Origin of the sequence: Hymenobacter setariae (assembly GCF_007713685.1) — a bacterium.
GTDB classification, from domain to species: Bacteria; Bacteroidota; Bacteroidia; order Cytophagales; family Hymenobacteraceae; genus Hymenobacter; species Hymenobacter setariae.
Genome location: NZ_VMRJ01000001.1, coordinates 16,880 through 42,411, shown reverse-complemented (window position 1 = coordinate 42,411; position 25,532 = coordinate 16,880). Strand labels below are relative to the sequence as shown.

The 25,532-nt window shown below is 57.1% G+C and carries 21 protein-coding genes; 12 read left to right on the top strand and 9 right to left on the bottom strand.

All coding sequences use genetic code 11. The annotated features are described in order from the left end of the window. Positions 1-380: 380 nt before the first annotated feature. Together FNT36_RS00175 and FNT36_RS00170 are read left to right on the top strand one after the other, a co-directional pair. Positions 381-3,812 (top strand): gliding motility-associated C-terminal domain-containing protein, encoded by a 3,432-nt coding sequence (locus FNT36_RS00175; RefSeq protein WP_144842781.1) that lies wholly within the window; start codon positions 381-383, stop codon positions 3,810-3,812. A gap of 780 nt (positions 3,813-4,592) precedes the next feature. Continuing rightward, positions 4,593-5,483: an EamA family transporter gene (locus tag FNT36_RS00170; protein ID WP_233635562.1), complete on the top strand. Its 891-nt coding sequence runs from the start codon at positions 4,593-4,595 to the stop codon at positions 5,481-5,483. Between the two features lie 14 nt (positions 5,484-5,497). Here the strand turns inward: FNT36_RS00170 and FNT36_RS00165 are convergent, their stop codons facing one another. After that, complete coding sequence (locus FNT36_RS00165) at positions 5,498-6,043, bottom strand: protein-tyrosine phosphatase family protein (protein WP_144842779.1); 546 nt, start codon at positions 6,041-6,043, stop codon at positions 5,498-5,500. 50 nt (positions 6,044-6,093) lie between these two features. Then, the gene (locus FNT36_RS00160; RefSeq protein ID WP_144842778.1) at positions 6,094-7,068 is read right to left on the bottom strand and encodes an ADP-ribosylglycohydrolase family protein; all 975 of its coding nucleotides are present in this window, start codon (positions 7,066-7,068) and stop codon (positions 6,094-6,096) included. Positions 7,069-7,314: 246 nt separating this feature from the next. Here FNT36_RS00160 and FNT36_RS00155 point away from each other — a divergent pair, with 246 nt between their 5' ends. The 3 genes from FNT36_RS00155 (at position 7,315) to lysS (ending at position 12,622) form a co-directional block, all read left to right on the top strand. Continuing rightward, the gene (locus tag FNT36_RS00155; RefSeq protein WP_144842776.1) at positions 7,315-9,456 is read left to right on the top strand and encodes a carboxy terminal-processing peptidase; all 2,142 of its coding nucleotides are present in this window, start codon (positions 7,315-7,317) and stop codon (positions 9,454-9,456) included. Positions 9,457-9,763: 307 nt separating this feature from the next. Beyond that, positions 9,764-10,870 (top strand): hypothetical protein, encoded by a 1,107-nt coding sequence (locus tag FNT36_RS00150; RefSeq protein WP_233635561.1) that lies wholly within the window; start codon positions 9,764-9,766, stop codon positions 10,868-10,870. Positions 10,871-11,095: 225 nt separating this feature from the next. Beyond that, a complete protein-coding gene (gene lysS / locus FNT36_RS00145) occupies positions 11,096-12,622 on the top strand; it encodes a lysine--tRNA ligase (protein ID WP_144842774.1) in 1,527 nt (508 codons plus the stop codon). A gap of 364 nt (positions 12,623-12,986) precedes the next feature. Here the strand turns inward: lysS and FNT36_RS00140 are convergent, their stop codons facing one another. Both FNT36_RS00140 and FNT36_RS00135 read right to left on the bottom strand, forming a co-directional pair. Continuing rightward, entirely contained in the window at positions 12,987-13,394 is a 408-nt protein-coding gene (locus FNT36_RS00140) for a YtxH domain-containing protein (RefSeq protein WP_144842772.1), read from the bottom strand. A 148-nt stretch (positions 13,395-13,542) separates the two neighbouring features. Further along, positions 13,543-14,094, bottom strand: a complete 552-nt coding sequence (locus FNT36_RS00135) for a CsbD family protein (protein WP_144842770.1) — start codon at positions 14,092-14,094, stop codon at positions 13,543-13,545. A 167-nt stretch (positions 14,095-14,261) separates the two neighbouring features. Between FNT36_RS00135 and FNT36_RS00130 the strand changes: the two genes are divergently transcribed. Genes FNT36_RS00130 through FNT36_RS00120 form a run of 3 tightly spaced genes read left to right on the top strand, consistent with a single transcriptional unit; the run spans position 14,262 to position 15,336 of the window. Beyond that, entirely contained in the window at positions 14,262-14,525 is a 264-nt protein-coding gene (locus FNT36_RS00130) for a Kazal-type serine protease inhibitor family protein (RefSeq protein WP_144842768.1), read from the top strand. Between the two features lie 14 nt (positions 14,526-14,539). After that, positions 14,540-14,911 (top strand): cupin domain-containing protein, encoded by a 372-nt coding sequence (locus FNT36_RS00125; protein WP_144842766.1) that lies wholly within the window; start codon positions 14,540-14,542, stop codon positions 14,909-14,911. Positions 14,912-14,934: 23 nt separating this feature from the next. Further along, entirely contained in the window at positions 14,935-15,336 is a 402-nt protein-coding gene (locus tag FNT36_RS00120; protein ID WP_144842764.1) for a hypothetical protein, read from the top strand. A gap of 23 nt (positions 15,337-15,359) precedes the next feature. Here the strand turns inward: FNT36_RS00120 and FNT36_RS00115 are convergent, their stop codons facing one another. After that, entirely contained in the window at positions 15,360-15,662 is a 303-nt protein-coding gene (locus tag FNT36_RS00115; RefSeq protein ID WP_144842762.1) for a hypothetical protein, read from the bottom strand. 644 nt (positions 15,663-16,306) lie between these two features. Between FNT36_RS00115 and FNT36_RS00110 the strand changes: the two genes are divergently transcribed. Continuing rightward, positions 16,307-16,636, top strand: coding sequence for a hypothetical protein (locus FNT36_RS00110; protein ID WP_144842760.1), 330 nt, complete (start codon positions 16,307-16,309; stop codon positions 16,634-16,636). Between the two features lie 27 nt (positions 16,637-16,663). On the opposite strand, the gene FNT36_RS00105 is transcribed toward FNT36_RS00110, so the two are convergent. The 4 genes from FNT36_RS00105 to FNT36_RS00090 all read right to left on the bottom strand — a co-directional run bounded on the left by FNT36_RS00105 (position 16,664) and on the right by FNT36_RS00090 (position 21,416). Beyond that, complete coding sequence (locus FNT36_RS00105; RefSeq protein WP_144842758.1) at positions 16,664-17,419, bottom strand: GAF domain-containing protein; 756 nt, start codon at positions 17,417-17,419, stop codon at positions 16,664-16,666. Positions 17,420-17,657: 238 nt separating this feature from the next. Next, a complete protein-coding gene (locus tag FNT36_RS00100) occupies positions 17,658-18,065 on the bottom strand; it encodes a response regulator (RefSeq protein WP_144842756.1) in 408 nt (135 codons plus the stop codon). Positions 18,066-18,117: 52 nt separating this feature from the next. After that, positions 18,118-20,667, bottom strand: coding sequence for a PAS domain-containing protein (locus tag FNT36_RS00095; RefSeq protein WP_144842754.1), 2,550 nt, complete (start codon positions 20,665-20,667; stop codon positions 18,118-18,120). 248 nt (positions 20,668-20,915) lie between these two features. After that, positions 20,916-21,416 carry a hypothetical protein gene (locus FNT36_RS00090; RefSeq protein ID WP_144842752.1) on the bottom strand — a complete coding sequence of 167 codons (501 nt, stop codon included), beginning with the start codon at positions 21,414-21,416 and terminating at the stop codon, positions 20,916-20,918. Positions 21,417-21,782: 366 nt separating this feature from the next. On the opposite strand from FNT36_RS00090, the gene FNT36_RS00085 reads away from it, so the two are divergent. The 3 genes from FNT36_RS00085 (at position 21,783) to FNT36_RS00075 (ending at position 25,431) form a co-directional block, all read left to right on the top strand. After that, positions 21,783-22,124 carry a hypothetical protein gene (locus tag FNT36_RS00085; protein WP_144842750.1) on the top strand — a complete coding sequence of 114 codons (342 nt, stop codon included), beginning with the start codon at positions 21,783-21,785 and terminating at the stop codon, positions 22,122-22,124. 88 nt (positions 22,125-22,212) lie between these two features. Then, positions 22,213-22,749 carry a pyridoxamine 5'-phosphate oxidase family protein gene (locus tag FNT36_RS00080; protein ID WP_144842748.1) on the top strand — a complete coding sequence of 179 codons (537 nt, stop codon included), beginning with the start codon at positions 22,213-22,215 and terminating at the stop codon, positions 22,747-22,749. A 306-nt stretch (positions 22,750-23,055) separates the two neighbouring features. After that, the gene (locus FNT36_RS00075; protein WP_144842746.1) at positions 23,056-25,431 is read left to right on the top strand and encodes a glycoside hydrolase family 127 protein; all 2,376 of its coding nucleotides are present in this window, start codon (positions 23,056-23,058) and stop codon (positions 25,429-25,431) included. The last annotated feature ends 101 nt before the right edge of the window (positions 25,432-25,532 follow it).

Sequence of the window (25,532 nt, the reverse complement as noted above, 5' to 3'; positions counted from 1 at the left end):
GGTTTTTTTTGCGCCAACCTAGAAAACAGCTATCCTAATTTGGGGGAAAACTTGTACTTTCACGCCGAACTCTCAATTTTCCCGCCCCTATGTCCTCGACGCTACGAACTCTTAATCAGCATTCTTTAGCTGCTCGTAGCGCCAAGGCGAGCACCTGGCTGAGCTAGCTTCATTGGCGCTATGCAGCTTCTGCGTGGCGGCACCACCGCCTGCTCGCTTTTTTTGCCATCGATACTGGGCAGCTACATGCTCCCGAGAGAGTGCTATTGCGAGCTACCCGAGCAGGCTTGGCGCTTGTCGAGGTGGTGCTACGGTTGCCTAGTGCCGCTTATCGCGGGTTGTTTACGCGGTCTTTTTTCTGCTCCTCTCCCCTGCCTTCTATGCTTGCAACTTTACTACGCCGCCTAGGTTTGGTGCCAGGGCTGGTGCTTATTCTGCTGGGGCTGGGGGCCGCCCATCCCGCCCTAGCCACGCACCTGCTCGGCGGCGAGATGACCTACCGCTACCTCGATGCCAATGGCCCCGCCGCCGCCCCGCTGCGCTACGAAATAACGGTGGCGATATACAACAACTGCGGCAATTCGGCCATTCGAACGGCGGCCTCGGTAGGGATTTATGACCAGGCCACCGGCTCCCGGATTGTCTTGAACAATACCAACTACGACTACACGATTACCAACTCGGGGCAAACCGGGATGATGAGCATTCCGCAGACGTCGCTAGGGGCGTGCGAGCAGCCGGCCGTTCCGCCGGGCTGCACTATTTCGGGGGTTTCGCAGCCCTATCAGCTTCAGAAGTTTGTGGGCGTGGTAAATCTGCCTATGTCAACGGCCGGCTACTACGCTTTATTTACGGACGGTAATCGCAACGTCGACATTACCAATCTCTTCAACGCGGGTGGACAGGCCCTGACGCTGTACACGGCCCTAGCGCCGCCGGCCCTACCCAACCACTCGCCGGTGTTCTCGGACTTGGCCGTAGCCATCATTTGCGCCAACGACACTACCTTTTTGCTTAACAATGCCGTGGACGCCGACGGCGACCGGCTGGTGTACTCGTTTGGCCAGCCCTATGGCACCGTAGATGGCCTAGGGAGGCTGCCTGTGTTCGCCTTTGCGCCCCCGCCGACGACGTTGAGCTACAACCTAGGGAATGGCTATTCGGCGGCCACTCCCTTCGGTACTACGACCGGCAATTTTGCCGAGCTTGATGCCAACAGTGGCATTGCGAAGTACTCGTCTACTAAAGTAGGCGCCAAGTACGCCGTGGCCGTCGATGTAAGTGAGTACCGCACTGTGAACGGCCAAGAAGTACTGATTGGTACCACGCGGCGCGACTTGCAGCTTGTGGTGGCTTTGTGCCCTACTACCAAGTCGCCGGTGCTGCCCCCGGTGGCTACCATGCCGCGCAACTACACCATCGAGGCCGGCAGCAACCTGACCATACCCATTACGGTGACCCAGGCCGACGGCCACCCGCTGTCGATGACGCTGAATAGTGTGCTGCTCGATGGGGCGGGTGGCTATAATGCGGACCTAGGTGGCCAGCCGGGCACCGTGACGCCCGGCAACCCCACGGGCACAGCCACCACCACCGGCACCAACGGTGTAGTAACGAGCACCTTTACCTTCAACACCGCCTGCACCGACGCCCGCACCACGCCCTACGACGTGGCGCTGCTAGTAAAAGACATGGGCTGCGCCGGCAAAACGGTAGTGGACATTCTGCACATTACGGTGACCAAGCCAAAGGGCCCCACGGCCATTAAAGGAGATGCTACTGTGTGCGAGCTCAATACGGTGCATAGCTACGTGGCTAGCGGCAGCACTGCCGCCAAGCTAAGTTGGCGCGTAGTGGGTGGCACTATTGTGGGCAGCAGCACCGCCGACACGCTGCGCGTAAATTGGGCCAAGGTTGGCACTGGTAGCGTAACAGTTAAAGGGATAAGCCAGTATGGCTGCCCGCTCGACTCGGTAGTGCAGCGCGTGGTGGTGGCCCAGCCCGGCACACTCACGGCCACCGGCAACCTTACTATTTGCCGGGGCAGCAGCACTACCCTAACCATTGTGGGCGGCGCGGCGCCCTACACTGTAACGGGAGGGGCCACTCCCCTTACCGGCAGCGGGCCTTTTGTAGTTAGCCCCACCCAAACTACCACTTACACCATCACGGGGGCAGCCCTAAACAGTAGCTGCGGCGCCACCGGCCAAGTCACGGTGACGGTGAATCCGGTGCCCGTGGCCGATGCGGGCGCCGCCACGCGCAGTACTTGTACGGGCGTGCCAATTAGCCTAGGTGCCGCGCCCGTGGCGGGCCTCACCTACAGCTGGAGCCCGGCCACCGGTCTGAGCAGCAGCAGTGTGGCCAACCCCACCCTCACACTTCCGAATACCACTACGGCAGCTGTCACTCAATCCTATACTCTCACTGTGACCAACGCCGTGGGTTGCACCAGCACGAGCACCGTGGCCGTGACCGTGCTGCCGGCGCTAGTACCAGGCACCATTGGCGCCGACCAAACGGTATGCCTAGGGTCGGCCCCCGCGCCCCTCACAAGCACGGCAGAGGCGAGCGGCGGCACCGGCACCTTTGCCTACCAGTGGCAGGCCTCGGCCGATAATGCGACTTGGGCAGCGGTGGCAGGCGCTACCAATACCACCTACTCGCCCGGCCCGGTGACAACGCTGCTGTACTACCGGCGCGTTGCAACCGATGCCTGCGGCACTGTCATTTCGAACGTAGTGGCGGTGCGGCCGCAGGCGCCAGTGGTGGCGGGTGTGGCGCTGCCCACCCCGGCTGCGCAGTGCGCGGGCACGGCCATCACCTTCACGCCGGTGCCCACCAACGCCGGCACCACCCCTTCCTATCACTGGTTTGTCAATAATACATTGGTAGCCAGTAGTGCTACCTTCACCAGCTCAACCCTTGCCAACGGCGACCTAGTACGCGTGGAACTGACGCCCACCGCCAACTTCTGCGCTACCGGCCAGCCCGCAGCTACCGCCACTGTCAGCCTGATACCAATAGCGCTGCCCACAGCGGCGATAAGCGTGCGAACGGCGCTACCAGCGTGCGCCGGGGCACCGGTTACGTTCCGGGCCGATAATGTGACTAACCTTGGCACTGGCACGCAGTACCAGTGGCAGGTAGATGGCACGGCCGTGGGCGGAGTTCAAACTACCTCGGCGGGTACTATATTCACTAGCAGCACCTTGCGCGATGGCCAGGCAGTCTCGCTAGTTGTGCGCACCACTACCGCATGCGGGCCGGTTACGGTTGTTTCCAATGCTATCACGGTGGCTATCAACCCCACGCCTCATGTAGAGGCTGGGCCCAACAAGACTATCATGGAGGGCGAACAGGTACAGCTCGAAGGCTCGGCCGATGGCACCTACCCGGTGACCTGGGCGCCTGCCCTAGGGCTCACGATTGCCAGCAATCCACTACGGCCCGTAGCCGCGCCAGCCGTCACGACGACCTACACCCTCTCGGCCCAACTAGGTGACTGCACTGGCCAAAGCTCGGTGACTGTGACCGTAACACCGCGCCTACGCATTCCTAACGCGCTCAGCCCTAATGGCGATGGCAACGATGACACCTGGGAAATCGCTAATATCGGCGAGTATCCCGGCAACCACGTGCTCGTCTTCAACCGCTGGGGCAACAAGATTTTTGAAACCTCAGGTTACCGCCGCGGCAATGAGTGGAACGGCAACATTAGCGGGCAGCCGGCCCCGGTGGGCACTTACTACTACGTTATCACGCTGGGCAATGGTAAGTCGTACAGCGGCCCGCTCACAGTAGTGTACTAAGCGCTGGCAGCCAGCATCCGAGGATAACTGGCCGCACCTAGAGGCAAGCGCTATTCCCTTCGCAGCCACGACCTATCGCTTCCCTTTAAGCTCAAGTAAAAAGGCAGATTACTAAGCCATAACCGCTTCTGGTAATACCATGCCCTCCGACTGCTGTAGCCAGCCGCCCTATCGCGCGGCTGGCTTTTTGTCTAATTAATGTTGTTGCAGCAACTAGCTACCCGCACCCCCTAGGGCATGAAATTGGCCTCAATCGGACTTTAAATAAATAGCCTATTCAGCAGTTGCGAGCGGGTGCTCTGGGCCAGCATTATAGCTTAGGCAGCGGGCAGGCCTTTATTTTGCAGAGCCTTTGCCTGCTTTGTTGTCGTCTATGAAAGTCATTCTCTTGTTTTGCGCACTTGCATAGTCGGCCACGGCCCAACGGCTCGTGGTCACCATGCCCCCATCACTCACCATGTGGGACTGAAAAGGCTCCGCTTTACGCCGGCTATCATGACACTCTGCGCGGCTCCAATCTGTTTTTTCTCAGCTAATCGGAAGCCAGTTTAATAGGGCAGGCCGGCCCATCGTCAAGCGCGAAGGATTCTTTCATTTAACTCAGACGCAGCTCCTTACTAGCTAGACCCAAAGGACACCGCATCCCTGACTCCCTACCCTCAGGCGCAATACATCACCTACTAGGAAGTGATGAAGGTGACGCTACTCATTTATCCGCTACCCAATGGCTTAGGCTAGGTCTTGGCACTCATTTAGGCCACCACCCTACTTACCCTACTCTTGTCTCATCTTCGCCCAGTGGCCAATTCTTCTCGTTTTTCTATGCCGCCGGTGCCGGCGGTCTTATTGGCTATTTTAAGTGTGCAGGCCGGTGCAGCTATTGCTAAAGGGCTTTTTCCGGTGGTGGGCGCGGTGGGCACTGCTAGCCTACGTATTGGTCTGGCTGCCGTGATGCTCTTTGTAACCGTGCGGCCTAAGCTTCGGCAACTAAGTGCGGCACAGTGGCGAGCAGTAGTACCCTATGGCGTGGCCCTAGGTGCCATGAATGGCTTGTTCTACTGCGCACTGGCACGGATACCGCTGGGGCTAGGCGTCACGCTAGAGTTTGTGGGGCCGCTGCTGGTGGCCCTAGCCGGCTCGCGCCGGGTACTCGATGTAGCTTGGGCCGTGCTCGCTGCGGTGGGCATTGCACTTATTGCGCCTTGGCACGGGCAGGGTATCGACTTGGTAGGCATGCTTTTCGCGCTAGCGGCGGGCGGGTGCTGGGCCGTGTACATTGTACTGGGTGGGCGCGTAGCTCAGGTGCTGCCTGGTAATACCGCCGTAGCCGTGGGTATGCTGTTTGCCACGGTGGCCGTGCTGCCGTTTGGGCTAGCTGGGGGCCAACTGCGCCTGCTCACGCCGGGCCTACTAGCGGCGGGGGCGGCCCTAGCCTTGCTGTCAAGCGCCTTGCCCTTCACCCTAGAGATGCAGGCCCTTAAGCGCTTACCCACGCGCACCTTCAGCATTCTGATGAGCATCGAGCCAGCTGCCGCTGCGCTGTGCGGCTGGCTGTTCTTACACGAGCGCCTCACCACGGGCCAATGGGTAGCCGTGGGCTTAGTAGTAATAGCAAGTGCCGGCTCGACCCTAACGGCCCGCTCGGCCGTGGCAGCCGTAGGCGGCGAGTAGCCTCCCTGGGCGGGCTACTGCCCGACTGGCCGGTAGCTGCGCACAAAAGCCAGCTGGGCATCGGTTTCGGGCGAGCGCGGGGCGCGGTCGCGCTTAGCCACTGTTTGCCACTCGTGGGCGATGTAGGCGAGCGCTTCGGCCCCACTTAGGCCGTGGGCCTGCACCAAGTGGCAGCCCACCACGGTGCCCGTGCGCCCAATGCCACCCCAGCAGTGCACGGCCGCGCGCCGGCCCGCGGCCGCACTCGCCGCTAGGCCAGCCAATGCATCTTGCAGGCACTGAGCTGAAGGCAGGTCGAGGTCGCGAATGGGCAGGCGATGGTAGCGAATATCGGCGGGGTTGAGCCCGGCGTGGGCGGCCCGCTCGTGCAGCAACGCCTCGTAGGGTACAAGCTCGCTGGGCTCGGTCAGGTCATAAAAATCGCGAATACCGGCTTCCAACAGGGCATCTAGCTTCGGAATGGCTTCGGCGGGCGTGGGGGCACCGGGGTATTCGCAGGCCAGCAAGGTAGGCGTAGCCCAGTAGGAGTTGGGCAGCGGGCGGGGTGGTAACTGGGGCATAGTCTAGAAGGGAGTTAGAGTTGGAGCGAGTTGCTTTTTCGGGTGGCAAGCTACTGTGGCCCGCTCAGCCTGCTTGCTAGGTCTTCGATATCGGCGCGGCGGGCCAGCACGCCCAGCCACTCTGCCGGAATAGCTGCCTCGCCATAAGCCAACCCAGCTAAGCCACCGGCCACTGCGCCGGTCGTATCGGTGTCCTCGCCTAGGTTCACGGCGGCTAGCACGGTGGCTGCATAGGTGTCGTGCGTGAGCATGCACCAAAGCGCCGCTTCTAGGGTGTGCACTACGTAGCCAGAAGACTTGATTTCATCTTCTTGATAAGCAGTAAGTGGTTTGATATTAAACTCGCCGTAAGGATTTTCTAAGATTCGATGGAACTGACGCAGTTCTAATTCTGAGCCAATACCCGCCGTTTTAAAAAAGCTGTTTGTCTCTTTCTGCATGGCAGTATACGCTTCATGCTTCCCTAGGCCTAGTAGTAGCTGCCGAGCTACTTCCAAGTAGATAAAGCAGGCTATCACAGACCTAATGTGCCCGTGAGTTATACTCGACATCTCGCGCGTGGCCCTAAACCGTTCAGTTAGTGTCCAGTCTTTGATTATGAATGCCAAAGGCAGGATTCGCATCAGAGAGCCATTTCCATTACTATACTCATCGGTGCCACCAGCTTGCTGTGGGTTTGCTCCTCGGCGCAGCCGCTGCAAAGCCTCAGCTGTCGCAATGCCAATATCAAACACTCGGCCATGCGCAGTCCAGTACGCTTCATCCTGCCAGCGCACAAAGCGCTGAGCTGCGTCAGCTACATCGTAGCCAACTGTAGCCAGTGTTTCGGCCAAGCAGAATGTCAGCGAAGAATCGTCGGACCAAGTACCGGGGGGCTGGTGGTGAGTACCATAGCCGCGCATATCAGTTACGGGGTCGCGACGACGCGCCTCGCGGCCGATGAATTCGACGGGCACCCCTAGGGCATCGCCCACGGCCAAACCTAGGAGCGCAGCGCGGGCGGCAGGTAACAGAGTTGTTGACATAAAAAACGGTTTGCCACTATGGCGCGTTTATTGTTCAACAAAGGAAGGAATTGGCAGCCATAAGCTGGGGCTTTTTGGCGCGTTGCGGGGCTAGCGTAGCACTGTGCTTACTGACCCTAAAGTGAGGGGATTATTCCCGTCGTTTGTCGGCACTATTCTGGCCTCTGGCGGCGTTTTCATCGTACATAGTGCTAGGTTGGTTGCTGCCTCCTACATTTGGCTTCTTCATACTATTATTCTTTCTAGATGCTTTCCTCCCGTTTTAAAATTGGTATGTACGCGGGTATGGTCGGGGCCGTGTTTGGACTGGCCTCCTACCGCTTTTACCGGCACAATGACCCCACAGCGCTGCCCACTAAGGAGCAGGTGCTAGTGGGTACGCTGGTGCAGGGCCTGTCTTCGGCCCACTACCAGCCCGAGCGCATCGACGATGCGTTCAGCAAGCGGGTATTTGACTTATATCTCAAGCGCATCGACTACCGCAAGAAATTCTTGACGCAAGCCGATGTGACGCAGCTCCGCCAGTACGAAACCAAGATTGACGACGAAACCAAGGCTGGTACGCACGGATTTCTGGATTTGAGCACCAAGCTCATTGCTGAGCGCACCAAGCAGGTGCAGGAGCTCACGCACCAGATTCTAGCTCAGCCGTTCACATTCGACGCCGATGAGACGTTTCAAACCGACTTCGAAAAGGCTACCTTCCCGCTCAATGCTGCCGACCAGCGTGAGCAGTGGCGCAAGCTGCTGAAGTATGAGACCATGACGCGCGTGGCCGAAATGATGGACGAGCAGGACAAGCGTCATGACCGCGCCAAAACTGCCAGCCAAGCCAAAGAGCCTGCTACTGCTGAGCCCGACCGCACCCCCGCTCAAATGGAGGTAGAGGCCCGCAAACGTGTGCAGAAGTATTACGACGAGCAGTTTGCTGACTTGCCCGACGCCAATACGACGCTGGCCAACTACGCCAACACTATTGCCAATACCTACGACCCGCACACGGAGTACTTCGCGCCCAAGGATAAAGAAGAGTTCGATTACCAGCTCACGGGTCGCATGGAAGGCATCGGGGCTATTCTGCGCGAGAAGGACGGCTTAATTTACATTGAGGAGGTAGTACCTGGTTCGGCTTCGTTCCGTCAAGGCCAACTCAAGAAAGGTGATGCCATTCTACGCGTAGCGCAGGGCCCGGCCGAACCCGTTAGCATTGAGGGCTGGCACACCAACAAGGCGGTAACACTTATTCGCGGCAAGAAGGGCACTGAAGTGCGCCTGACGGTGAAAAAGCCCGACGGCTCGACTAAGGTCATTCCTATCATCCGCGATGTGGTAGTCAACGAAGAGACCTATGCTCAGTCGGCCGTTATTAACGACCCGAGCGGTAAGAAAATCGGCTACCTGCGTCTGCCCGGCTTCTACGCTGACTTCAACAACAATGGCGGGCGTTCATCGGCCGACGATGTGAAGAAGGAACTAGCCAAGCTCAATGCTGAGGGTGTACAAGGTGTAGTGTTTGACTTGCGCGAAAACGGTGGCGGTTCGCTAACCGATGCCGTTGAGATGGCCGGCCTGTTCATGCCTAGTGGCCCCATGGTGCAGGTGCACTCGAGCCAAGGCATGACCCAGGTGCTTAATGATAAAGACCCTCGCGTGCAGTACAGCGGCCCGCTCGTAGTGCTCGTAAATAAGCACAGTGCTTCGGCTTCTGAGATTTTGGCTGCTGCCATCCAGGACTATAAGCGTGGTGTTATTATGGGCACCACCAGCACTTATGGCAAAGGCACCGTGCAGCGTGTAGTAGACCTAGACGAGACGCTGCCTGCCGAGTTGAACTCGCTCAAGCCCTTCGGCTCGCTCAAGTTCACAATGCAGAAGTTTTACCGCGTAACTGGTGCCTCGACCCAGTTTAAGGGTGTGGCTTCCGATATCGTGCTGCCAGACATTTATTCGTACCTCGACCAAGGCGAAAAAGAGTCTGATTATCCGCTGAAATGGGATGAGATTAAGCCCGCCTCTTTCCGCGCCTGGGACCAGCAGCCCAACTACACTAAGCTCGAAGCTAACAGCAAAGCTCGTGTAGCAGCCAGCCCCAGCTTCAAGCAGATGACCGAGCTAGTGCAGACCCTGCGCAAGCGTAAAGACGAAAACATTGTATCGCTGAAACTCAGCTCTTACCGCGCCGAGCAGCAGGCCCTCAAGGCAGTATCGGACAAGTATGAGACCATCCAGAAAACGGCTACTCCGCTCGTTATCAAACCTCTGGTGGCTGACACGAAGACCCTGGCTGGCGATTCAGTTAAAATCAACCGCTCGATGCGCTTCACGCGCGGCCTGAATAAGGACATCACCCTAGGTGAAGCCGTGAACGTACTGAAGGACCAGATGTAAGTCAATTGGTTTTGTTTTAAGGAAGCCCCTAGGCTGTAGCCTAGGGGCTTTTTTATGCCCCATCTAGGCTAGCATCATCGTCGTTACACTTAGTAGCTTCTGCGGCTTTAGCTAATTGTTTTGACTAACCTTCCTACTAAAAACCCTTACTAATCATGGCAGCAAATAGCAGTCAAAAAATATTTTTATTAGCTTTTGCAAGCATTACACATAACTAGCTAATTACCAACAATAATTACCAACTAATGGGATTACAAAAAACTTTAGCAAATAGCAACTAAAAATCTTGGCTATTGGTTTATCTGGTATGACTACGAAAACCGAAGCCCGCATTATTCCGCTCATCCCCACCGAGCCTTACCAGGCTCCGATGACCGTGGCAGCTGCCGAAGCCGTGCTCACGCCCGAAGAGCAGGAGCAGCAACGCCTTGCCGACGAAAACTGGCGTCGCTCTATTCCGGCGCAAGTGTTTCTCAATTACTTCTTTGCCATCAACTATCACTTGCAGGACGGCGAAGGTCCGCTGGGTGGCCTAGGTCACCTACCCTACTTCCGCCAGCACCAAGCCGAGCTCACCGACACTGATGTGACGGCGCTCACCAAGCTGCTGCATACCTGCTGGAGCACCGAGTACGCCCTGCGTGCCACCGCCGAGCTCGGCGATGACAACTTCCTGCGCAATGCTTTGCACTGGACTTTCCCGCAGGCCTACCATACCATTCTATCAGGCTTACAAGCCTTCCTCTATACTACCGGCGTACGCTCCAACAACGGTCAGGTTATTCGCCGCGAGGTAGGACGCCTTGTTGTGAAGAATGCGTATCCGCGTCCAGTATCGTTCTACGCGGCGGGGGCTTACGGCGACTTCTCTATTCACCGCCTGCCGCTGGCTGGCTATAAGGCTGGCCTACATATCGCCTCGCAGGAGATTGACGCCCAGGCCCAAATTGGGCAGTTCTTGCGCACCACGCGCAAGCAGAAGGCCATCAGCACGCGCCAGCAGGTGCAGGCCAACCCTAACACGGCTATCCGCAGCCAGAAGACTGGCCGCCCGCTCGATAAGTGGACCGCCGCCCATTGGCAGCAGATTACTTGGCGCCTAGGCTACACTACCATCTTCGACTTGCTAGGTCGCCTGCGCATTTCGCAGAGCAGCCGCGAGATTGAGCGTTACGTAGAAGCCGATATCGACTTCCGTCTGTTCCACAGCTCGTTGCTTAATATCGTGAGCTACCTCAATGGCGTGCACGAGACCTACGTGGCTAAGGCCCTAGGTCTGGAGCGCTACGAGCAGTTGGTGCGCGAGCTACCCACGCACTTGCAAGGTGGCTTTGTGCAGGAGCGCCTGCGTACGCGGGTGCAGCCCACGTTGCTCGGCGCTGAGCCCGAGCGCGAGTTTAAGATGGCTGCGTAATGCCTGAGCTACGGATTCATCTGATTTTTCCGATGAACCTGATTTTGTAACCGAATAGTAAGCCGCTCCTCTTCGGAGCGGCTTTTTTCGTACCGTACTTTTGCACTTCATTTTTACTAACTCCACCACGGAGCGGCCTGCGGCTAGCAGGCTGGTTTTTGGGCAGAATCGGTCGTAAACCCGGTTCATCCGAAAAAGCTGACGAACCCGTGGTTCAGACAACCTATGCACCATCTTAGTGAACAAGAGCAATTGCGCCGCCAGAAGCTGACGCAACTGCAAGAGCTTGGCGTTGAGCCATACCCATCGGAGTTGTTCGATGTGAATTTCTCCGCGCAGGAGATTCTCGACAACTATCGCCCCGAGCTCAACAACTTCCAGGAAGTATCGCTGGCCGGCCGCCTCATGTCATCGCGCGTAATGGGCAAGGCCTCGTTTGCCGAGCTCATGGACTCGTCGGGCCGCATTCAGCTCTACATCAACCGCGATGAAATTTGCCCTGGCGAAGACAAGACGCTGTATAACACGGTATTCAAGAAGCTACTCGACCTAGGCGACTTCATCGGTGTGAAAGGCCACGTGTTCACCACGCAGGTAGGCGAAATCTCGGTGCACGTGACCGAGCTGAAACTGCTAGCCAAGTCGCTGCGCCCACTGCCAGTCGTTAAAACTAAGAAAGATGAGGTGACTGGCGAGGAAGTCGTGTATGACTCCTTCTCGGACCCCGAGCAGCGCTACCGCCAGCGCTACGTAGACCTCGTGGTGAACCCGCACGTGCGCGAGACGTTCATCAAGCGCACGCAGCTGGTGCAGGCCATGCGCAATTACTTGAATGACAAAGGCTACCTAGAAGTAGAAACGCCCATCTTGCAGCCCCTGTACGGCGGCGCGGCGGCGCGCCCCTTCAAGACGCACCACAACACGCTGGACATGACGCTATACCTGCGCATTGCCAACGAGCTGTACCTCAAGCGCCTTATCGTGGGTGGCTTCGATGGCGTGTACGAGTTCTCGAAGGACTTCCGCAACGAAGGCATGTCGCGCTTCCACAACCCTGAGTTCACGCAGATGGAGCTCTACGTAGCCTACAAAGACTACGCCTGGATGATGGACCTAGTGGAAGAAATGGTAGAGCGCGTAGCCCTACAGTTGCACGGCAAAACCGAGGTGCAGGTGGGCGATAACCTCATCAACTTCCAGCGGCCCTGGCAGCGCTACACCATGTTCGAGGCCATCGAGAAGTACACTGGCGTGGCCATCGGCGAGATGGACGAGGCTGCCCTCCGCGAAACTGCCACCAAGCTGCACGTAGAGCTCGACCCCAGCATGGGCAAAGCTAAAATCATTGATGAGATATTTGGCGAGCACGTCGAGCCCAAGCTCATCCAGCCTACCTTCATCACCGACTACCCCGTCGAGATGTCGCCGCTGGCCAAAAAGCACCGCGACCGCCCCGGCCTCGTGGAGCGCTTCGAAGCCATTTGCAATGGCAAAGAAATTTGCAATGCCTTCTCGGAGCTGAATGACCCTATCGACCAGCGTCAGCGCTTCGAGGACCAGCTAGAGCTAGGCAAGCGCGGCGACACAGAGGCGATGGTGCTCGACGACGACTTCCTACGCGCCCTTGAGTACGGCATGCCGCCTACGGCCGGCCTAGGTATCGGCATCGACCGCCTAAGCATGATTATGACTAACTCGCCTTCTATTCAGGAGGTGCTCTTCTTCCCGCAGATGCGGCCTGAAGCCCTGTAGCACAAAGAGTATTGCCGTTCGCATTTGCCTGGCTGTGCAAATGCGAACGGCAATACTCTTCGTACAAATTGCCTTAAAAATCGAAAAGCCCGGCACTGTGAGAGTACCGGGCTTTTCTTTGAAACAGCTAACCTAATCTAAACCAAAGCTTGTTGGCAGAAGCTTGCGATGGATTATCTGATTTTACGACTGGCATGTTAAACCACTTACCAGCAGAAGCTCCTATAATCGGCAATTTTACGACCAACGTCCTAAGGTTTGAAACTTAAGCCGTTTGCATAGTCTTTAACGGCGTGCTGCTAGTGGGGTTACAAAGACAGCAAAAATATTTCAATTATTTTCGCAGGCACTTACTAACTACCTGTTACACAATACCTCGGTGGCGGCCATCGCTGCCATCGCCATCGTAGTCCAGGGTATTGTCATCGGCGGTATAATCGTCGCCGCCTATCGAGCGGCCATTACCGGTGGCCGAGGTAGTAAGGTCGCCGGGCTCGGCTTGCTCACGATTGCTCATCGAGTTGAAAAGCGCATCGGCTGCATTGCGGTCTTCGCTTACTGCAGCGTCGGGGTTGGTGTGGGGCTGGCCTTGTAGCTTGCCTAGGGTGTCTTGCACGAGTTTGCCGAGGCTGCCGCCCCACTTGCTCGCCGATTCGCGTAGGCTTTTGCGGGCATCCTCGCCGGTTTCGGGGGCTAGCAGCAGGCCCGCTACAATGCCGGCCGTAGCGCCCGCCAGCAGCGAAACAATAACTTTTCCATTGTCCTTTGGCATGGGTGAAAGAGGTAAAAGGGTGAGTAAGAAGAGAAAGCTAAAGTAGCAGGCTAACGGTGAAGAAGCCTCAGAGGTTGAGACATAACACAAAAAACCCTGTACCAACCGGCACAGGGTTTTATATTATCACTAACTAAGGCCTATTGGCTTAGCTAACGGCATTTTTAGCAGCATCAGCGCCTTTATCGGCAGCGTCTTTTGCTTTGTCAGCGCCTTCGTTCACGGCATCTTTTGCTTTGCTGGCCAAGTCATCACCTTTACCCGTGAGGTCGTTGATGATTTTGGTTACTTCAGCTTTGCCTTTGCCCAGCTTGTCTTGCAGCTTGCCGAGTAGCTCGTCGCCTTTGCCTTCAACATAGGTTAGGTCCTCATCGGTCAGCTGTGCGTACTGCTGCTTCAGTTTGCCTTTGATGTCATCCCAGTTGCCTTTGATGTTGAGGCTGCCACCAGCACCCAGAATGCCGAGGTCTTCGAGCTTTTCCGACAGACCTTTGAACTTCGTTTCGAGGTCTGCGCTGTATTGCTTATACTGGTCGCCCAGCTTATTGCTATAGTCTTTCGCGGCGCCTTTCCAGTTCTCGAGGGTTACCGAACCTTTATCGGGAGCCAGCAAGATGCCAGCCAGGATACCGGCGCTAGCACCAGCTAGGGCGGCGAGAACAATTTTGCCTGCGTTGTTATCTTCTTCGCGGTACGACATGGGAAGTTAAAAAAGGTGATAAGGTGTTTTGAGAGGCACAAGGTAAGGGGTCCCTGCACCCGTTGGTAGGCAGCTATACGGGGCCAACCCAGAGGGGTTGGGCGGCACTGGCAAATTTTCGGCGGAAATAGCCATTTCACTACTCCGCCATTACTTTGCCTTCACTTATGGCACATTTATTCCGCGCTAGCACCCTAGGCCTGCTGGCTACTACCTTGTTAGCCCTTGGCTGCCAGCGCCCAGCGGCTCAGGCTCCGCCGCCCGTCGCCGATTGCATCGACCCAGCCCGCGTTAACCCCAACGGTATTTGCACGATGGACTATGCTCCGGTATGCGGCTGCGATGGCAAAACTTACTCTAACCCGTGCGTGGCCCGCAATGCTGGGGTACGCACCTTCACGCAGGGCCCCTGCCCTACCACCCGCCCCTAAGTTCTTCCACGCTTATGTCTACTCCTAAAAACTACTTTCGTAATCCGCAACCTTTTCGCGTACCCACTACCGATGGCAAGCTCATCGAGGAGCACGTGGGCTTAGCCAGCACTGGCACCGGGCAGTATAGCCTGGCCCACATGGTGGCGCCGCCGCAGTGGAGCGAGCCGCACCAGCGCCCCGAGTTTGACGAGATAACCATTGTGGTGCGCGGGCGCAAGCGCTTCGAAATTGATGGCGATGTAGTGGAGCTAGGAGCTGGCGAGTCGCTGCTGATTCGGGCTGGCGCCCGGGTGCGGTATTCTAATCCCTTCGATGCCGAATGCGAATATTGGTCGGTATGTGTACCTGCTTTTAGCCCAGCTACCGTACACCGGGAAGAATAAGCGCCTCCTTAGGCTACTCCCGCATGACTACTACGCTCGCTTCCTATCCTTTTCTGAACATTTTACTGCACACCAGCACCCGCAATGTGCTAGAAACCCAGTGGCTAGGCTTTGCCGGGAGCGCAGACATTCGCAGTGCTCTCACAGAGGCGCTGCGGTTAGCGCGGCTGCACCACATAACGGGCTGGGTAGCCGACGACCGCCACCTAGGAGCCGTGCGCCCCAAAGATTTAGAGTGGGCGCACCAAGCTATCCTGGTTCCGCTGTCTGAACTAGGGCTAGTGCGCTTTGCGCACCTAGAATCAGAAGAGGTTCTAAACCGCCTTACTATCAATGGCATGTACCAAACGGCCGTGCCGGGCCTGAACTACGAGTTCCGGCACTTCACGTCGCCAATTGAAGCCCGGGCCTGGGTTATCGGCTAGTAGCAATAGCCAGTTACCTCGTATTAGCAATTGATGGGGCTAGGTTCTACTACCAAGTTACGTGCTGGGCTGGCAGCCTTGGCTTTGCCCCATTGCATTACTTTCTCCCCCACTAACACCACGGCTAGCAGTACACTCGGTGCCCATACAGGTAGCGTCACCCAAAGCCACGACCAATTGCTTACTACAGGCACCTTCAGAAGCTTAAGAGTAGGCAGCGTCATCACCAGGCATTGGAACACCAGCACGATAGCACAGCCATTGAGGCGAAACTTATAAACGGTAGCGTCGGGCTGGGCGGAGGTGGGATGAGATAGAGCTTGCACGGGCCAGAACAATTAGTAGAGAGGAGGCTATTACGGCAGCCAAATTAATACAAATAATCCTATTGCTACAAGCTTTTTATAGCCTACTTATTTAGCTCTATCAAACGCTTGATAATTGCTGATAAATATTGCAAGCTTCTACAGAAAAAATACAGTTTGCAATCAGTTTAATGCTTAATAAAATGCTACAAGCTCTATCGTAAATGCCACTTGCGCTACAAACTGCATTGGTCAACTTAGCAAATTTCAAACGCAACTGTCCAACTTACAATTTGCTTATTTTATCTAAAGCCCCTCACTTTTTTTTACAATTTTTATAACATCCGCGCGCTTAGTGTCAGCCCTTCTTAATTTATATCAATCTGCCTAGGGGGCTATAGCTCGAAAACAGGCTCACAACTCAAGTCACAGTAACACTACTATACTTCTTTTGCGCAGCTGGCCCCGTTAAAAATCCTACTATATGTGGTTATTTAGCAACCCTATTCTTTCCTTTTGCCTGTTTCTCCTACTCCATGCGCAAGTCCTCCCCCTTGCTAATGGCCTTTCTCTTGCTAGCAGCCTGTACGCCTAAGGCATATAATTTGGCTAGCTATACTCTGAAAGACCAACGTTTTTGCGTGCCAGCCAGAGCCATACCCGGCATGGGCACCCCAAGCCATTTAGAGGGCTTGGATGTCGAAATTGGGCGCCGCCCCCTCAATGCCGGCGAGGGCGTGTTCTTGGCTAGTTACGAGAAGCCACGCAATGCCCCTGAGGCTGCCTACCGCTTGTCACTTCTCACTTACACGTACCAGGCGGCCGACAGCTACACTAGCGTGAGCTATACCCTCGACTTGCGCGGCAAGCTCACTCGCCTACCTAGCGGGGGGTTTACGGGCCGATTTTATGGCACGCTGCCACCCGCTACCGGCCAGCAAGGCAGCGTGCGGGGCAGCTTTAAGGTAGCTGCCCCCAAGCACCGTAAGCGCTAGCCTCCGGCACCTAGCATTTATAGCTACCTAGGCCACTGCCGCGGGCGAATACCAGATTGGCCCAGGATGATGGTGCTGTAGCAACAGGTGAAGGTCGTCGAGGCGACGGGCCACGGGCTTTAGTACCCCAGCGGGCACGGGCGCCTTAGTCCCAAATTCGGCCAGCAAGTAATGTACTAGCACGTGCAGCTGCTGCAATTCTCCTGCAAACAAGGTTTGAAGCCACTGCCAGCGGTCGTGCGCCGTCACTTTTTGGTGCGTCAGGCAAATATGCCGAATGATAATTAGCTCGCTGACCAGTCCGGCAAGCTGCGTCAACAATTGCCGCTCATCGCCGCTAAAGCTGCGCGGCTCGTTGCCTATCACGCACAGCGTACCGATGAGATGGCGAATAGGTGTGCGTAGCGGTACCCCAGCGTAGAACTGCAGATTCTTGGCCTGAGCTGCCGCCGATGCCATTGGGGTCAGGCGTTGCAGCTGGTCGGCCCGAGTTAGGTTAGTAAATATCAGTGGCATGCGCTGGCTGACGACCATAGCGCAGATGGCCTCTTCGCGGGGCTGCTGCTGCAGCCCCGGCAACCCCTGATTTGCTTTGTAAGCTACTTCCTGTGCATCGACCAGCGCAATCAAGGAAATAGGTAGGCTGAAAAGCTGGGCAGCAAGCCGAACTAGTTCGTCGAACACGGGCTCCTGCTGCGCTGGCATTACATCATATTGAAGCAGTGCTTGTAAGCGTTCTGCTTCATTGGGGGAACCGGCTAGGGCGGCGGCAAGTGGCATCATAACAGGGCATGGAAAAGAATAATAAAAAGAGTAATAAATCCAACTTCGGCAATAGCATGTTTATATTTCTAATACACACAAAGTTAACTTGCCAAATGTTCGCACATTTTTCGATTATGTTATTTCCCTTTCTGATTTTAGTTCTACAATAACGCCTTACGTTTTAGTCATTGGCGCTGCTGGCCGTGCTGCTGAAGGACAACAGCGACTTAGCCAAGGGCTTTGCTTAGCTTGGTACCTAGGCGAAGTACTCCTCCAAAATGGCCGTTACTTTCTCGCGCGTTAATGGCTTGTTGAGAAAGCTGGCAATAGGTAACGCTTGGGCCCGAGCTAAGTCGCGCTCGTGCAGCGAAGTGGTCAGCATCACGATAACTGGGGAGTGGTGATGCGCTTGCGCCTGTTGGGTGTAGGTTTCGAGAAAAGCCAACCCATTCATAATGGGCATGTTCATGTCGAGCAGAATGAGCTGCGGGCAGGTCTCGGCCACCTCACGGCCGCAGGTTTGGTGCAAGATGCGTAGAGCTTCCATCCCATTTTCAGCCACTAGCAGCTGCTCAGCAACACCCATTGTTTGAAGCAATAGCTTGTTCAGAAAGTTAGTGGTTGCATCGTCGTCCACGAGTAACACACTGGCTAGTTTAGGCATAGCAATGGAAAGCGCGGGCCGCATGGCGGCCCGCGAGATAAGCTCAATGAGTTTAGGCTGGAAATACCACAGTGAAAGTTGTGCCCTCGCCGAGTTGGCTTTCGACGGCGATAGTACCGCCCCCATTTTCGACGAGGCGCTTCACAAGATAGAGGCCCACGCCAGTACCTTCGACGTGGGTATGCAGGCGCTGAAACAAGCCAAAAAGCCGCCTTTGCTGCGTGGCGCTCAGCCCGAGACCATAGTCCTGCACCGTTAGCACCACAGCGTGGGGCGCCTGCTCGGCCCGCACCTGCACTACTGAGGGGCGGGCGGGGTCGCGGTACTTGAAGGCGTTACTAAGGAGGTTATACACAATGCTGCGCGCATTCTTGGGGGCAAACCGCACCACTAGGGCTGGGTCGATAGCTACTGTGAGCTGGGCGGTGGCGGCTTCGGCGTGCAGGTCTAGCAGCACCTCCTGCACCAGGGCCGCCAGGGGCACGGCCTCGGGGGGGCCGGCGTGCACCAGCTGCAACTTGGTGAGGTCGGTGAGCTGGGCAATGGTGAAGCGGAAGCGCTCGACCGTAGTGCCTAGCAGATGCAGTAGCTGCCCCACCAGCGGCTCTTGCTGTACTGCGGACGGCAGGTGCTCGCGCAAAGCTAGTAGAATGGACTCTATATTGGTAATCGGGGCCTTGAGGTCATGAGAGGCCGTGTACACGAAGGTATCGAGGTCGGCGTTGGTATGGGTGAGGCGAGTGTTTGCCTTGCTAAGCTCCACATTGGTAGCCGTCAGCTCTTCGTTGATAACGGCCAGTTTTTCGTTGAGGTCCTGCACCTGGCGGCGGGCGCGCACTTGGTCGGTTACTTCCGTAGCCACCACCGTCACGGCCGTAATCTGTGCAGAGTCTTCGCGCAGTGGCTGGTACACAAAGTTCCAGTACACAAGGTCGCGGCGGCCCTGGCGGTTGATGTAGGAAGGCAGCTCATGGGCCACGAAAGGCTCGCCAGTGGCCATTACGCCATCTAGCAAGGCTTCGAAGCCCTGGCCGGCCGCTTCGGGCAGCAGCTTGAACAGCGGAGTACCTAGGGCCTGCGCTGGGGTGCGCCCCCAAATAGCGCATACGGCAGGATTGGCAAACTCAATTACGTACTGCGGGCCGCGGAAAATGGCGATGGCTACCGGGGCTTGCTCAAACAGCTCCTGAAGCTGCCCCTGCTGAGCTTCGTGCTGCTGCTTGGCCACTACGCCCTCCGTTACATCGTAGGCGAAGATGCTGATACCCACAATTTCGCCGGCTTCGCGGTAGGCCGAGTAGGCGAAATTGAGGTAAAGAAGCTGTGATTGTCCGTCGGGCCGTTTTAACCAGACGGGCACTTCGTAGCCGTAGTACGGCTCGCCCGTGGCATACACGCCATCTAACGATTCGCCTAATCCTTGCGCAATGGTTTCGGGGAATACCTCGGCAATGGTTCTACCTACCAGAGTGCGGCCGGGGAACAGCCGCTCGTAGGCCCGGTTGTAAAATAAGAACCGGTGCTCGGGCCCGCGCAGAATGCAAACGGCCGCCGTTGTTTGGGTCAGGATTTGGAAGAAGCCCTCGCGCTCCTGGGCTAGCTGCCTGATGCGCTCTTGCACGCGGGCTTCTAGCTCATGGTTGAGGGTCTGCAATTCTTGCTGGGTTAGGGTCAGGGCCGTGTTGGCCAGCAGATATTCCTCGTTGCTGGCGCGCAGTTCTTCATTGATAGCCGCCAGCTCCTCATTAAGGTCTTGCACTTGCTGGCGTGCCTGCACCTGGGACGTTACCTCGTAGGCAAATACCAGAATGCCATCGATTTCACCCGCCAGGCTATGGCGCGCTTGGTAGATAAAGTTGTAGTAGCGCTGCTCTAGGTCGGCATGGCCCTCGTTGCGATGGTCGAGCTGCACCAGCATCTCCGAGGCGTAGAACGTTTCGCCGGTTTGGTACACGCGGTCGAGCAGGCCAAAGATTGGCTGGCCGGCTAGCTCCGGCATGGCCTCGGCAATGGGCTGGCCCACCAGCGGCCGCGTGCCTACCAGCGCTTGGTACGGCGGGTTCACAAACTGAAACGTGTGCGCGGGGCCGTCAAGAATGCAAATCATGGCCGGCGCCTGCTCAAACATATTGTAGAGTTGCTGGCGCTGGCGCTCAGCTTCGTGGCGGGCGGCCTGCTCGCGAGCTTGGCTTTCGCGCAGCGCCTGCTCGACGGCCGAGCGGGGCTGGTCGTTGGTGTCAGTGAAGCTGACAACCAGCAGCGCCCCCTGGCGCTGAGCTGCGAGTAGGAAATAGCCATCTAGCCCATCGTGCTGGTAGTTAAATTGGTGCCGCCCTAGGTGCCCACCCAAGAAGGTATCGCAGTAAAACGCAAATACCCCCTCCTGCGCAGCAGCACTCGGGTACAAGGCCAAAAACGACTCGGCTGGGCGCTCGGGCAGCCGCAACATGTGCTGGGCGGCCGGGTTGAGGTGCTCGTAGGCCAAGTCTACAATAGCCGCGCCCGCCGCGTCGTAGACGGGCCGGAAAAGAATGACGCCGGTAAGCGAAACGTCTAGCAGCGTATGCAGCAGCGCCGCGCTTTGTTCGTCAGAAGGCAGCATTAGCAAGGTGATAGCTCAGAAACAGGTGTGGCAGCGCGCAAAGTGCACGCGCGACGAAGATACCGAATGAGGTACCGCCTGCCTGTGCATGGGCTTTTATTTCCTGCCCAGCCCACGCATAAAGCCTTGGCTACTCAGTTTGTGCTGCTCGCTACTACCTTTTAGACAGCACGTTCTTTCGTGTTATTCAAAACATCCTTGCAAGCGCTGCCGCATACCTCAAGCTCCCGAAAACCTAAGTTTTCAGCTTAAGGCACCTCGGTGTAGTGCACACGGAAGGTGCCCTTGTCCAGGTTCATCGTTTCTGTCTTCGCAGTCCACTGCTTTTCTCGCGCTAGGGTGGCCTCGAAGCGGCCTTCCACTACCTTATTTACTGTATCGAGGCGCGTGATTTCTACCCTAGGTAGGCCTTCTCCGTCTGCCGTGGCGTAGCTGTCAATGAGCGCGTCGTAGCCAACGGAAACCCGCCAGGCAGCCGGCAACGCCTGCACGGGCGCGCGTTGCGGCGCGGCGGGCAGCACGAAGCTTAGCGACAAGACTTCGGCTTTGGCCGCGTCGCCACTTTGCCCAACGAGGTCGAATTGGTGCTGCGCTCTGCTATGGGTGCAGGTGCCAGAGGCCAGCCAAGGAGCCGCGTCGCGGGTGGCCTGCACAAAAAAGCCTGCCCGTGGGGGTGAGTCTACTTGGTGGCAAGCTGTGGCTCCTGCCACTAGTAGGCTCATCAGGGTATAAGGAAAAACGCGTTTCATGAGTACACAACGATGCAGATGCCAGCTGAGATGCCGCTGGGTGCGCAGGGGTTGCCTGGCGCAACAAGCCGGGGCCGCATTTTAGGCCTAGGCCTCCCAGGGTTGGCGCTTCTTGCCCTGCTCAGCATCAGGTCGCGCAAGCGCTAGTTGGCCTCGCTGCATTTAGCAAGTGTCCAACCGCACACCGCTGGCGTTGGGCACTCGCTTATTTCAATAGTAGCTCACGGCTAAGCGTTCATGTACAGAAACAATTTCATAAACAACGATATAGCTTATGCCGCGTAAGCAATTAGCATCGGTGGCTTTCAACCAAGCCTCTGCTACAAGCGCTTATTCCTCATTTCACTTCTCCTTTTCGATACTCTCATGGCTGATGCAAGCAACCACCTCGCTCACCTAACTTCCACCATTGACTCGCTGGGCCAAGGCTTGGACCACGCCAAAACCGGGGCCGTGCGTAGCCTCCACAGCTGGGGCGCCGCGCTGAGCGCGAGCGACGAGCCTGCACTGAAAACTATTGCCGACGAGTTGAAGCAGCTAGAAGTCATTTTAGGCGAAGGCGACATCAATGGCCCTAAGCTGAAAAAAGCACTGCAATCGCTTGGCAAGCACACAACCGCCGCTGCCAAAAGCGCCGAGGGCGCTACGGCCGACAAAGTGCAGCAGCTAGGTAAGCTGCTGACCGATGCGGCCGGGCAACTAAGCTAGGCCACCCAGGTCACCCGCACTGGCTCCACTTCTCCTATGCAGTGCCAGCGCGGGTGACCTAGGAATAATTCTTTAACGTATTCGCCCAATGGATAGCATTAATCAACAACAACCTGAGCACAACTACGAGGACCTGCACCAAGCCGACGCGGTGAAGAAAATCCAGGAGCTAGCTGGCAAAACCAACACCTGCTTTTTTAGCACTCGGCTGCGCGCCACTACCGTGCCGGCCACCCGGCCCATGGCTGTACAAGAGGTCGATGAAGCAGGTAATTTCTGGTTTCTCAGCGCCAACGACAGCAATAAAAACCAGGAGCTTCAGGAAGATAACCAAGTACAACTGCTGTTTCAGGGCTCGGCGCACTCCGATTTTCTGAGTGTGGTGGGCACGGCTACTATCTCAACCGATAAAGCGCGCATCCACGAACTGTGGAATCCGATTCTGAAGGCGTGGTTTACGGAGGGCGAAGATGACCCACGCATTACCGTCATTAAGGTAGCCGTGCAGGATGGCTATTATTGGGACAACAAGCACGGCAATGCCGTAGCGCTGGTTAAAACGGCTATTGGCGCGGCCATCGGCCAAACCCTCGACGATTCTATCGAGGGCAAACTAGCAGTATAAATCCTCCCTAGGTTGCGCAGTTATCATCCGGTCTGGCTACGTGCTAGACCGGACTTTTTTTTGACCTATGCTTGAAACGATGTACCTGCAGCCGCCTTACACAGTTGGCCGCTAGCGGGTAAGAATACTGCTCTCTTCGACTTAGTGGCCAATAGAAAATACCATTTGCTAACCTAGTAGTGCTATGAATATACTGTTGCAGCAAGCTTAGAATCAAGGTTCATCTGGTAGCTTGCACTTGCTTAGTCACCTCAGTGCATCTAGCCTCGTTGCCGATTGCACGCTCCCAATCGGGTATTGCCTTTTATGAAATCCTTTCTCCTCGCCTCTACCCTCCTACTCCCCACCCTTGCTAGCAGTCAGGCGCGTCAGTCGGTGCCGCTGCAAAGCTTTCCTCTGTCATCGGTAGCGCTGCTCGATAGCCCGTTTCGCGAAGCCCAGCAAACCGACCGCGCCTACGTCATGGCCCTAGACCCCGACCGGCTGCTGGCTCCGTTTCAGTTATCGGCGGGCCTCAAGCCCAAGGCCGAGCGCTACGGCAACTGGGAAAATACCGGCCTCGATGGCCACGTGGGCGGGCACTACCTCTCGGCCCTGGCCCTGCTCTACGCGGCCACCGGCGATAAGGAGGTGCAGCAGCGCCTCACTTACATGATTGACCAGCTAGAGGTGTGCCAGCAAAAAAGCGGCAACGGCTACCTAGGGGGCATCCCCGGTGGGCCAGCCATGTGGCAGCAAATAAAAGCGGGTAATATTCAAGCCAACAGCTTTGGGCTCAATCAAAAGTGGGTGCCCTGGTATAACCTGCACAAGACCTACGCCGGCTTGCGCGACGCCTACCTGCTGGCTGGCAACGCGAAGGCCAAAACCATGCTCATCAAGCTCAGCGATTGGTGCCTCGACCTTACGGCCAACCTCAGCGATGCGCAAATTCAGGACATGCTGCGCGCCGAGCAGGGCGGCCTCAACGAAGTATTTGCCGACGTGGCTGACATCACAGGCGATGCCCGCTACTTGAAGCTGGCCCAGCGGTTTTCGCAGCAGGCCCTGCTGCAACCCCTGCTACAAGGCCAAGACAAGCTTAATGGCCTGCACGCCAACACGCAGATACCTAAGGTAATCGGCTATGAGCGCGTGGCCCAGGTAGGCGGCGACCCGACGTGGCGCAACGCGGCCACCTTCTTTTGGCAAACGGTGGTGGAACACCGCACTGTATCGATAGGCGGCAACAGCGTGAGCGAGCACTTTCACCCGGCCACCGACTTTACGTCGATGCTCGAAAGCAAGGAAGGCCCTGAGACGTGCAACACGTATAACATGCTCAAGCTCAGCAAGGACTTGTACCTAGCCAGCGGCGACACCAAGTACCTAGACTACTACGAGCGAGCAACTTACAACCACATTCTTTCGTCGCAGCACCCGGGCACGGGTGGGTTTGTGTATTTCACGTCGATGCGGCCGCGGCACTACCGTGTGTACTCACAGCCTCAAGAAAGCTTCTGGTGCTGCGTGGGCTCGGGGCTAGAAAACCACGGCAAGTATGGCGAACTGGTCTACGCGCACCGCGGCAAAGAGCAGCTGCTTGTCAACCTATTTATGCCCTCGCGCCTGGCGTGGCAGGAGGCGGGCGTCGCCCTCACCCAAAGCACGCGCTTTCCATTTGCCGAAACAACGGAGCTGGCACTTAAGCTCAAGAAGTCGCGCAAGTTTGCCCTCAGCATCCGGCAGCCAGCGTGGGTAACGGCCGGCCAGCTAGCCGTGCAAGTAAATGGCCAGCCAGTAGCCACCAGTTCGGCTACGCCGGGCTACGTCACGGTAGAGCGCAAGTGGAAATCGGGCGATGTAGTGACGGTGGCGCTACCCATGCACATCACCGCCGAGTACCTGCCAGACCATTCGCCGTGGGTGTCGTTTGTGCACGGCCCCATTGTGCTGGCCGCCGCCACCGACACGACCGACCAGCCTGGCCTGCGCGCCGGGGGCAGCCGCATGGGCCACGTGGCTAACGGCCGCCTCTACCCCCTCGACGATGCCCCAGTACTGGTGAGCCGCCAGCCCGCCGACCTCACAGCCGGCATTCGGCCCGTAGCCGGTGAGCCGCTCACCTTTACGGCCTCGACGTTGATTGACGCTGAGAAGTACCGCAACGTCAAGCTGGTGCCCTTCTACCAGCTGCACGACACGCGCTACATGGTGTACTGGCCCGTAACGACGCCCGAAGGGCTAACCGCCCGCAAAGAAGCTATTCGCCAGAAGGATGCCGAGAAGCTGGCCTTAGATGCGCGCACCGTAGACCGCGTAGCCCCCGGTGAGCAGCAGCCCGAGTCCGACCACGGCTTTGCCAGCGAGCGCACCGAGGCGGGTGTGTTTCAGGACCGCCACTACCGGCATGCCACCGGTTGGTTTAGCTACAACCTGCGCAACCCCAAGGCCGAAGCGCGCGCCCTGCGCGTGACGTATTTCGGCGGCGACCGAGGCCGCACTTTCTCCATTTTCCTCAATGGCAAGTTGCTGCAAAAAGTCACTTCCGATGCCAGCAAGGGCAGCACGTTCTTCGATGTGGAGTACCCGCTGCCTGCTGCTCTGCGCAGCGGCCCCGCCAGCCAGGTGCTCACCGTCAAGTTTGCCGCAGACCCTGGCTCCACGGCCGGGGGCGTCTTCGACGTGCGGCTACTGAAATAGCCACCTAGGGACTTTATATGAGTGGGCTTTGGCTCTCTACTAGCCATGAGCACTGCCGCCCAGCTGATGCAGGAGGCCACTATTCGATTGCACTAGAATCT

What these genes read in the sequence shown, in the direction of transcription:
- FNT36_RS00175 (WP_144842781.1), top strand. Translation starts at nt 381, where the DNA reads ATGCTTGCAACTTTACTACGCCGCCTAGGTTTGGTGCCAGGGCTGGTG.
- FNT36_RS00165 (WP_144842779.1), bottom strand. Translation starts at nt 6,043, where the DNA reads ATGCCCCAGTTACCACCCCGCCCGCTGCCCAACTCCTACTGGGCTACG.
- FNT36_RS00160 (WP_144842778.1), bottom strand. Translation starts at nt 7,068, where the DNA reads ATGTCAACAACTCTGTTACCTGCCGCCCGCGCTGCGCTCCTAGGTTTG.
- FNT36_RS00155 (WP_144842776.1), top strand. Translation starts at nt 7,315, where the DNA reads ATGCTTTCCTCCCGTTTTAAAATTGGTATGTACGCGGGTATGGTCGGG.
- FNT36_RS00150 (WP_233635561.1), top strand. Translation starts at nt 9,764, where the DNA reads ATGACTACGAAAACCGAAGCCCGCATTATTCCGCTCATCCCCACCGAG.
- lysS (WP_144842774.1), top strand. Translation starts at nt 11,096, where the DNA reads ATGCACCATCTTAGTGAACAAGAGCAATTGCGCCGCCAGAAGCTGACG.
- FNT36_RS00140 (WP_144842772.1), bottom strand. Translation starts at nt 13,394, where the DNA reads ATGCCAAAGGACAATGGAAAAGTTATTGTTTCGCTGCTGGCGGGCGCT.
- FNT36_RS00135 (WP_144842770.1), bottom strand. Translation starts at nt 14,094, where the DNA reads ATGTCGTACCGCGAAGAAGATAACAACGCAGGCAAAATTGTTCTCGCC.
- FNT36_RS00130 (WP_144842768.1), top strand. Translation starts at nt 14,262, where the DNA reads ATGGCACATTTATTCCGCGCTAGCACCCTAGGCCTGCTGGCTACTACC.
- FNT36_RS00125 (WP_144842766.1), top strand. Translation starts at nt 14,540, where the DNA reads ATGTCTACTCCTAAAAACTACTTTCGTAATCCGCAACCTTTTCGCGTA.
- FNT36_RS00120 (WP_144842764.1), top strand. Translation starts at nt 14,935, where the DNA reads ATGACTACTACGCTCGCTTCCTATCCTTTTCTGAACATTTTACTGCAC.
- FNT36_RS00110 (WP_144842760.1), top strand. Translation starts at nt 16,307, where the DNA reads ATGGGCACCCCAAGCCATTTAGAGGGCTTGGATGTCGAAATTGGGCGC.
- FNT36_RS00105 (WP_144842758.1), bottom strand. Translation starts at nt 17,419, where the DNA reads ATGATGCCACTTGCCGCCGCCCTAGCCGGTTCCCCCAATGAAGCAGAA.
- FNT36_RS00100 (WP_144842756.1), bottom strand. Translation starts at nt 18,065, where the DNA reads ATGCCTAAACTAGCCAGTGTGTTACTCGTGGACGACGATGCAACCACT.
- FNT36_RS00095 (WP_144842754.1), bottom strand. Translation starts at nt 20,667, where the DNA reads ATGCTGCCTTCTGACGAACAAAGCGCGGCGCTGCTGCATACGCTGCTA.
- FNT36_RS00090 (WP_144842752.1), bottom strand. Translation starts at nt 21,416, where the DNA reads ATGAAACGCGTTTTTCCTTATACCCTGATGAGCCTACTAGTGGCAGGA.
- FNT36_RS00085 (WP_144842750.1), top strand. Translation starts at nt 21,783, where the DNA reads ATGGCTGATGCAAGCAACCACCTCGCTCACCTAACTTCCACCATTGAC.
- FNT36_RS00080 (WP_144842748.1), top strand. Translation starts at nt 22,213, where the DNA reads ATGGATAGCATTAATCAACAACAACCTGAGCACAACTACGAGGACCTG.
- FNT36_RS00075 (WP_144842746.1), top strand. Translation starts at nt 23,056, where the DNA reads ATGAAATCCTTTCTCCTCGCCTCTACCCTCCTACTCCCCACCCTTGCT.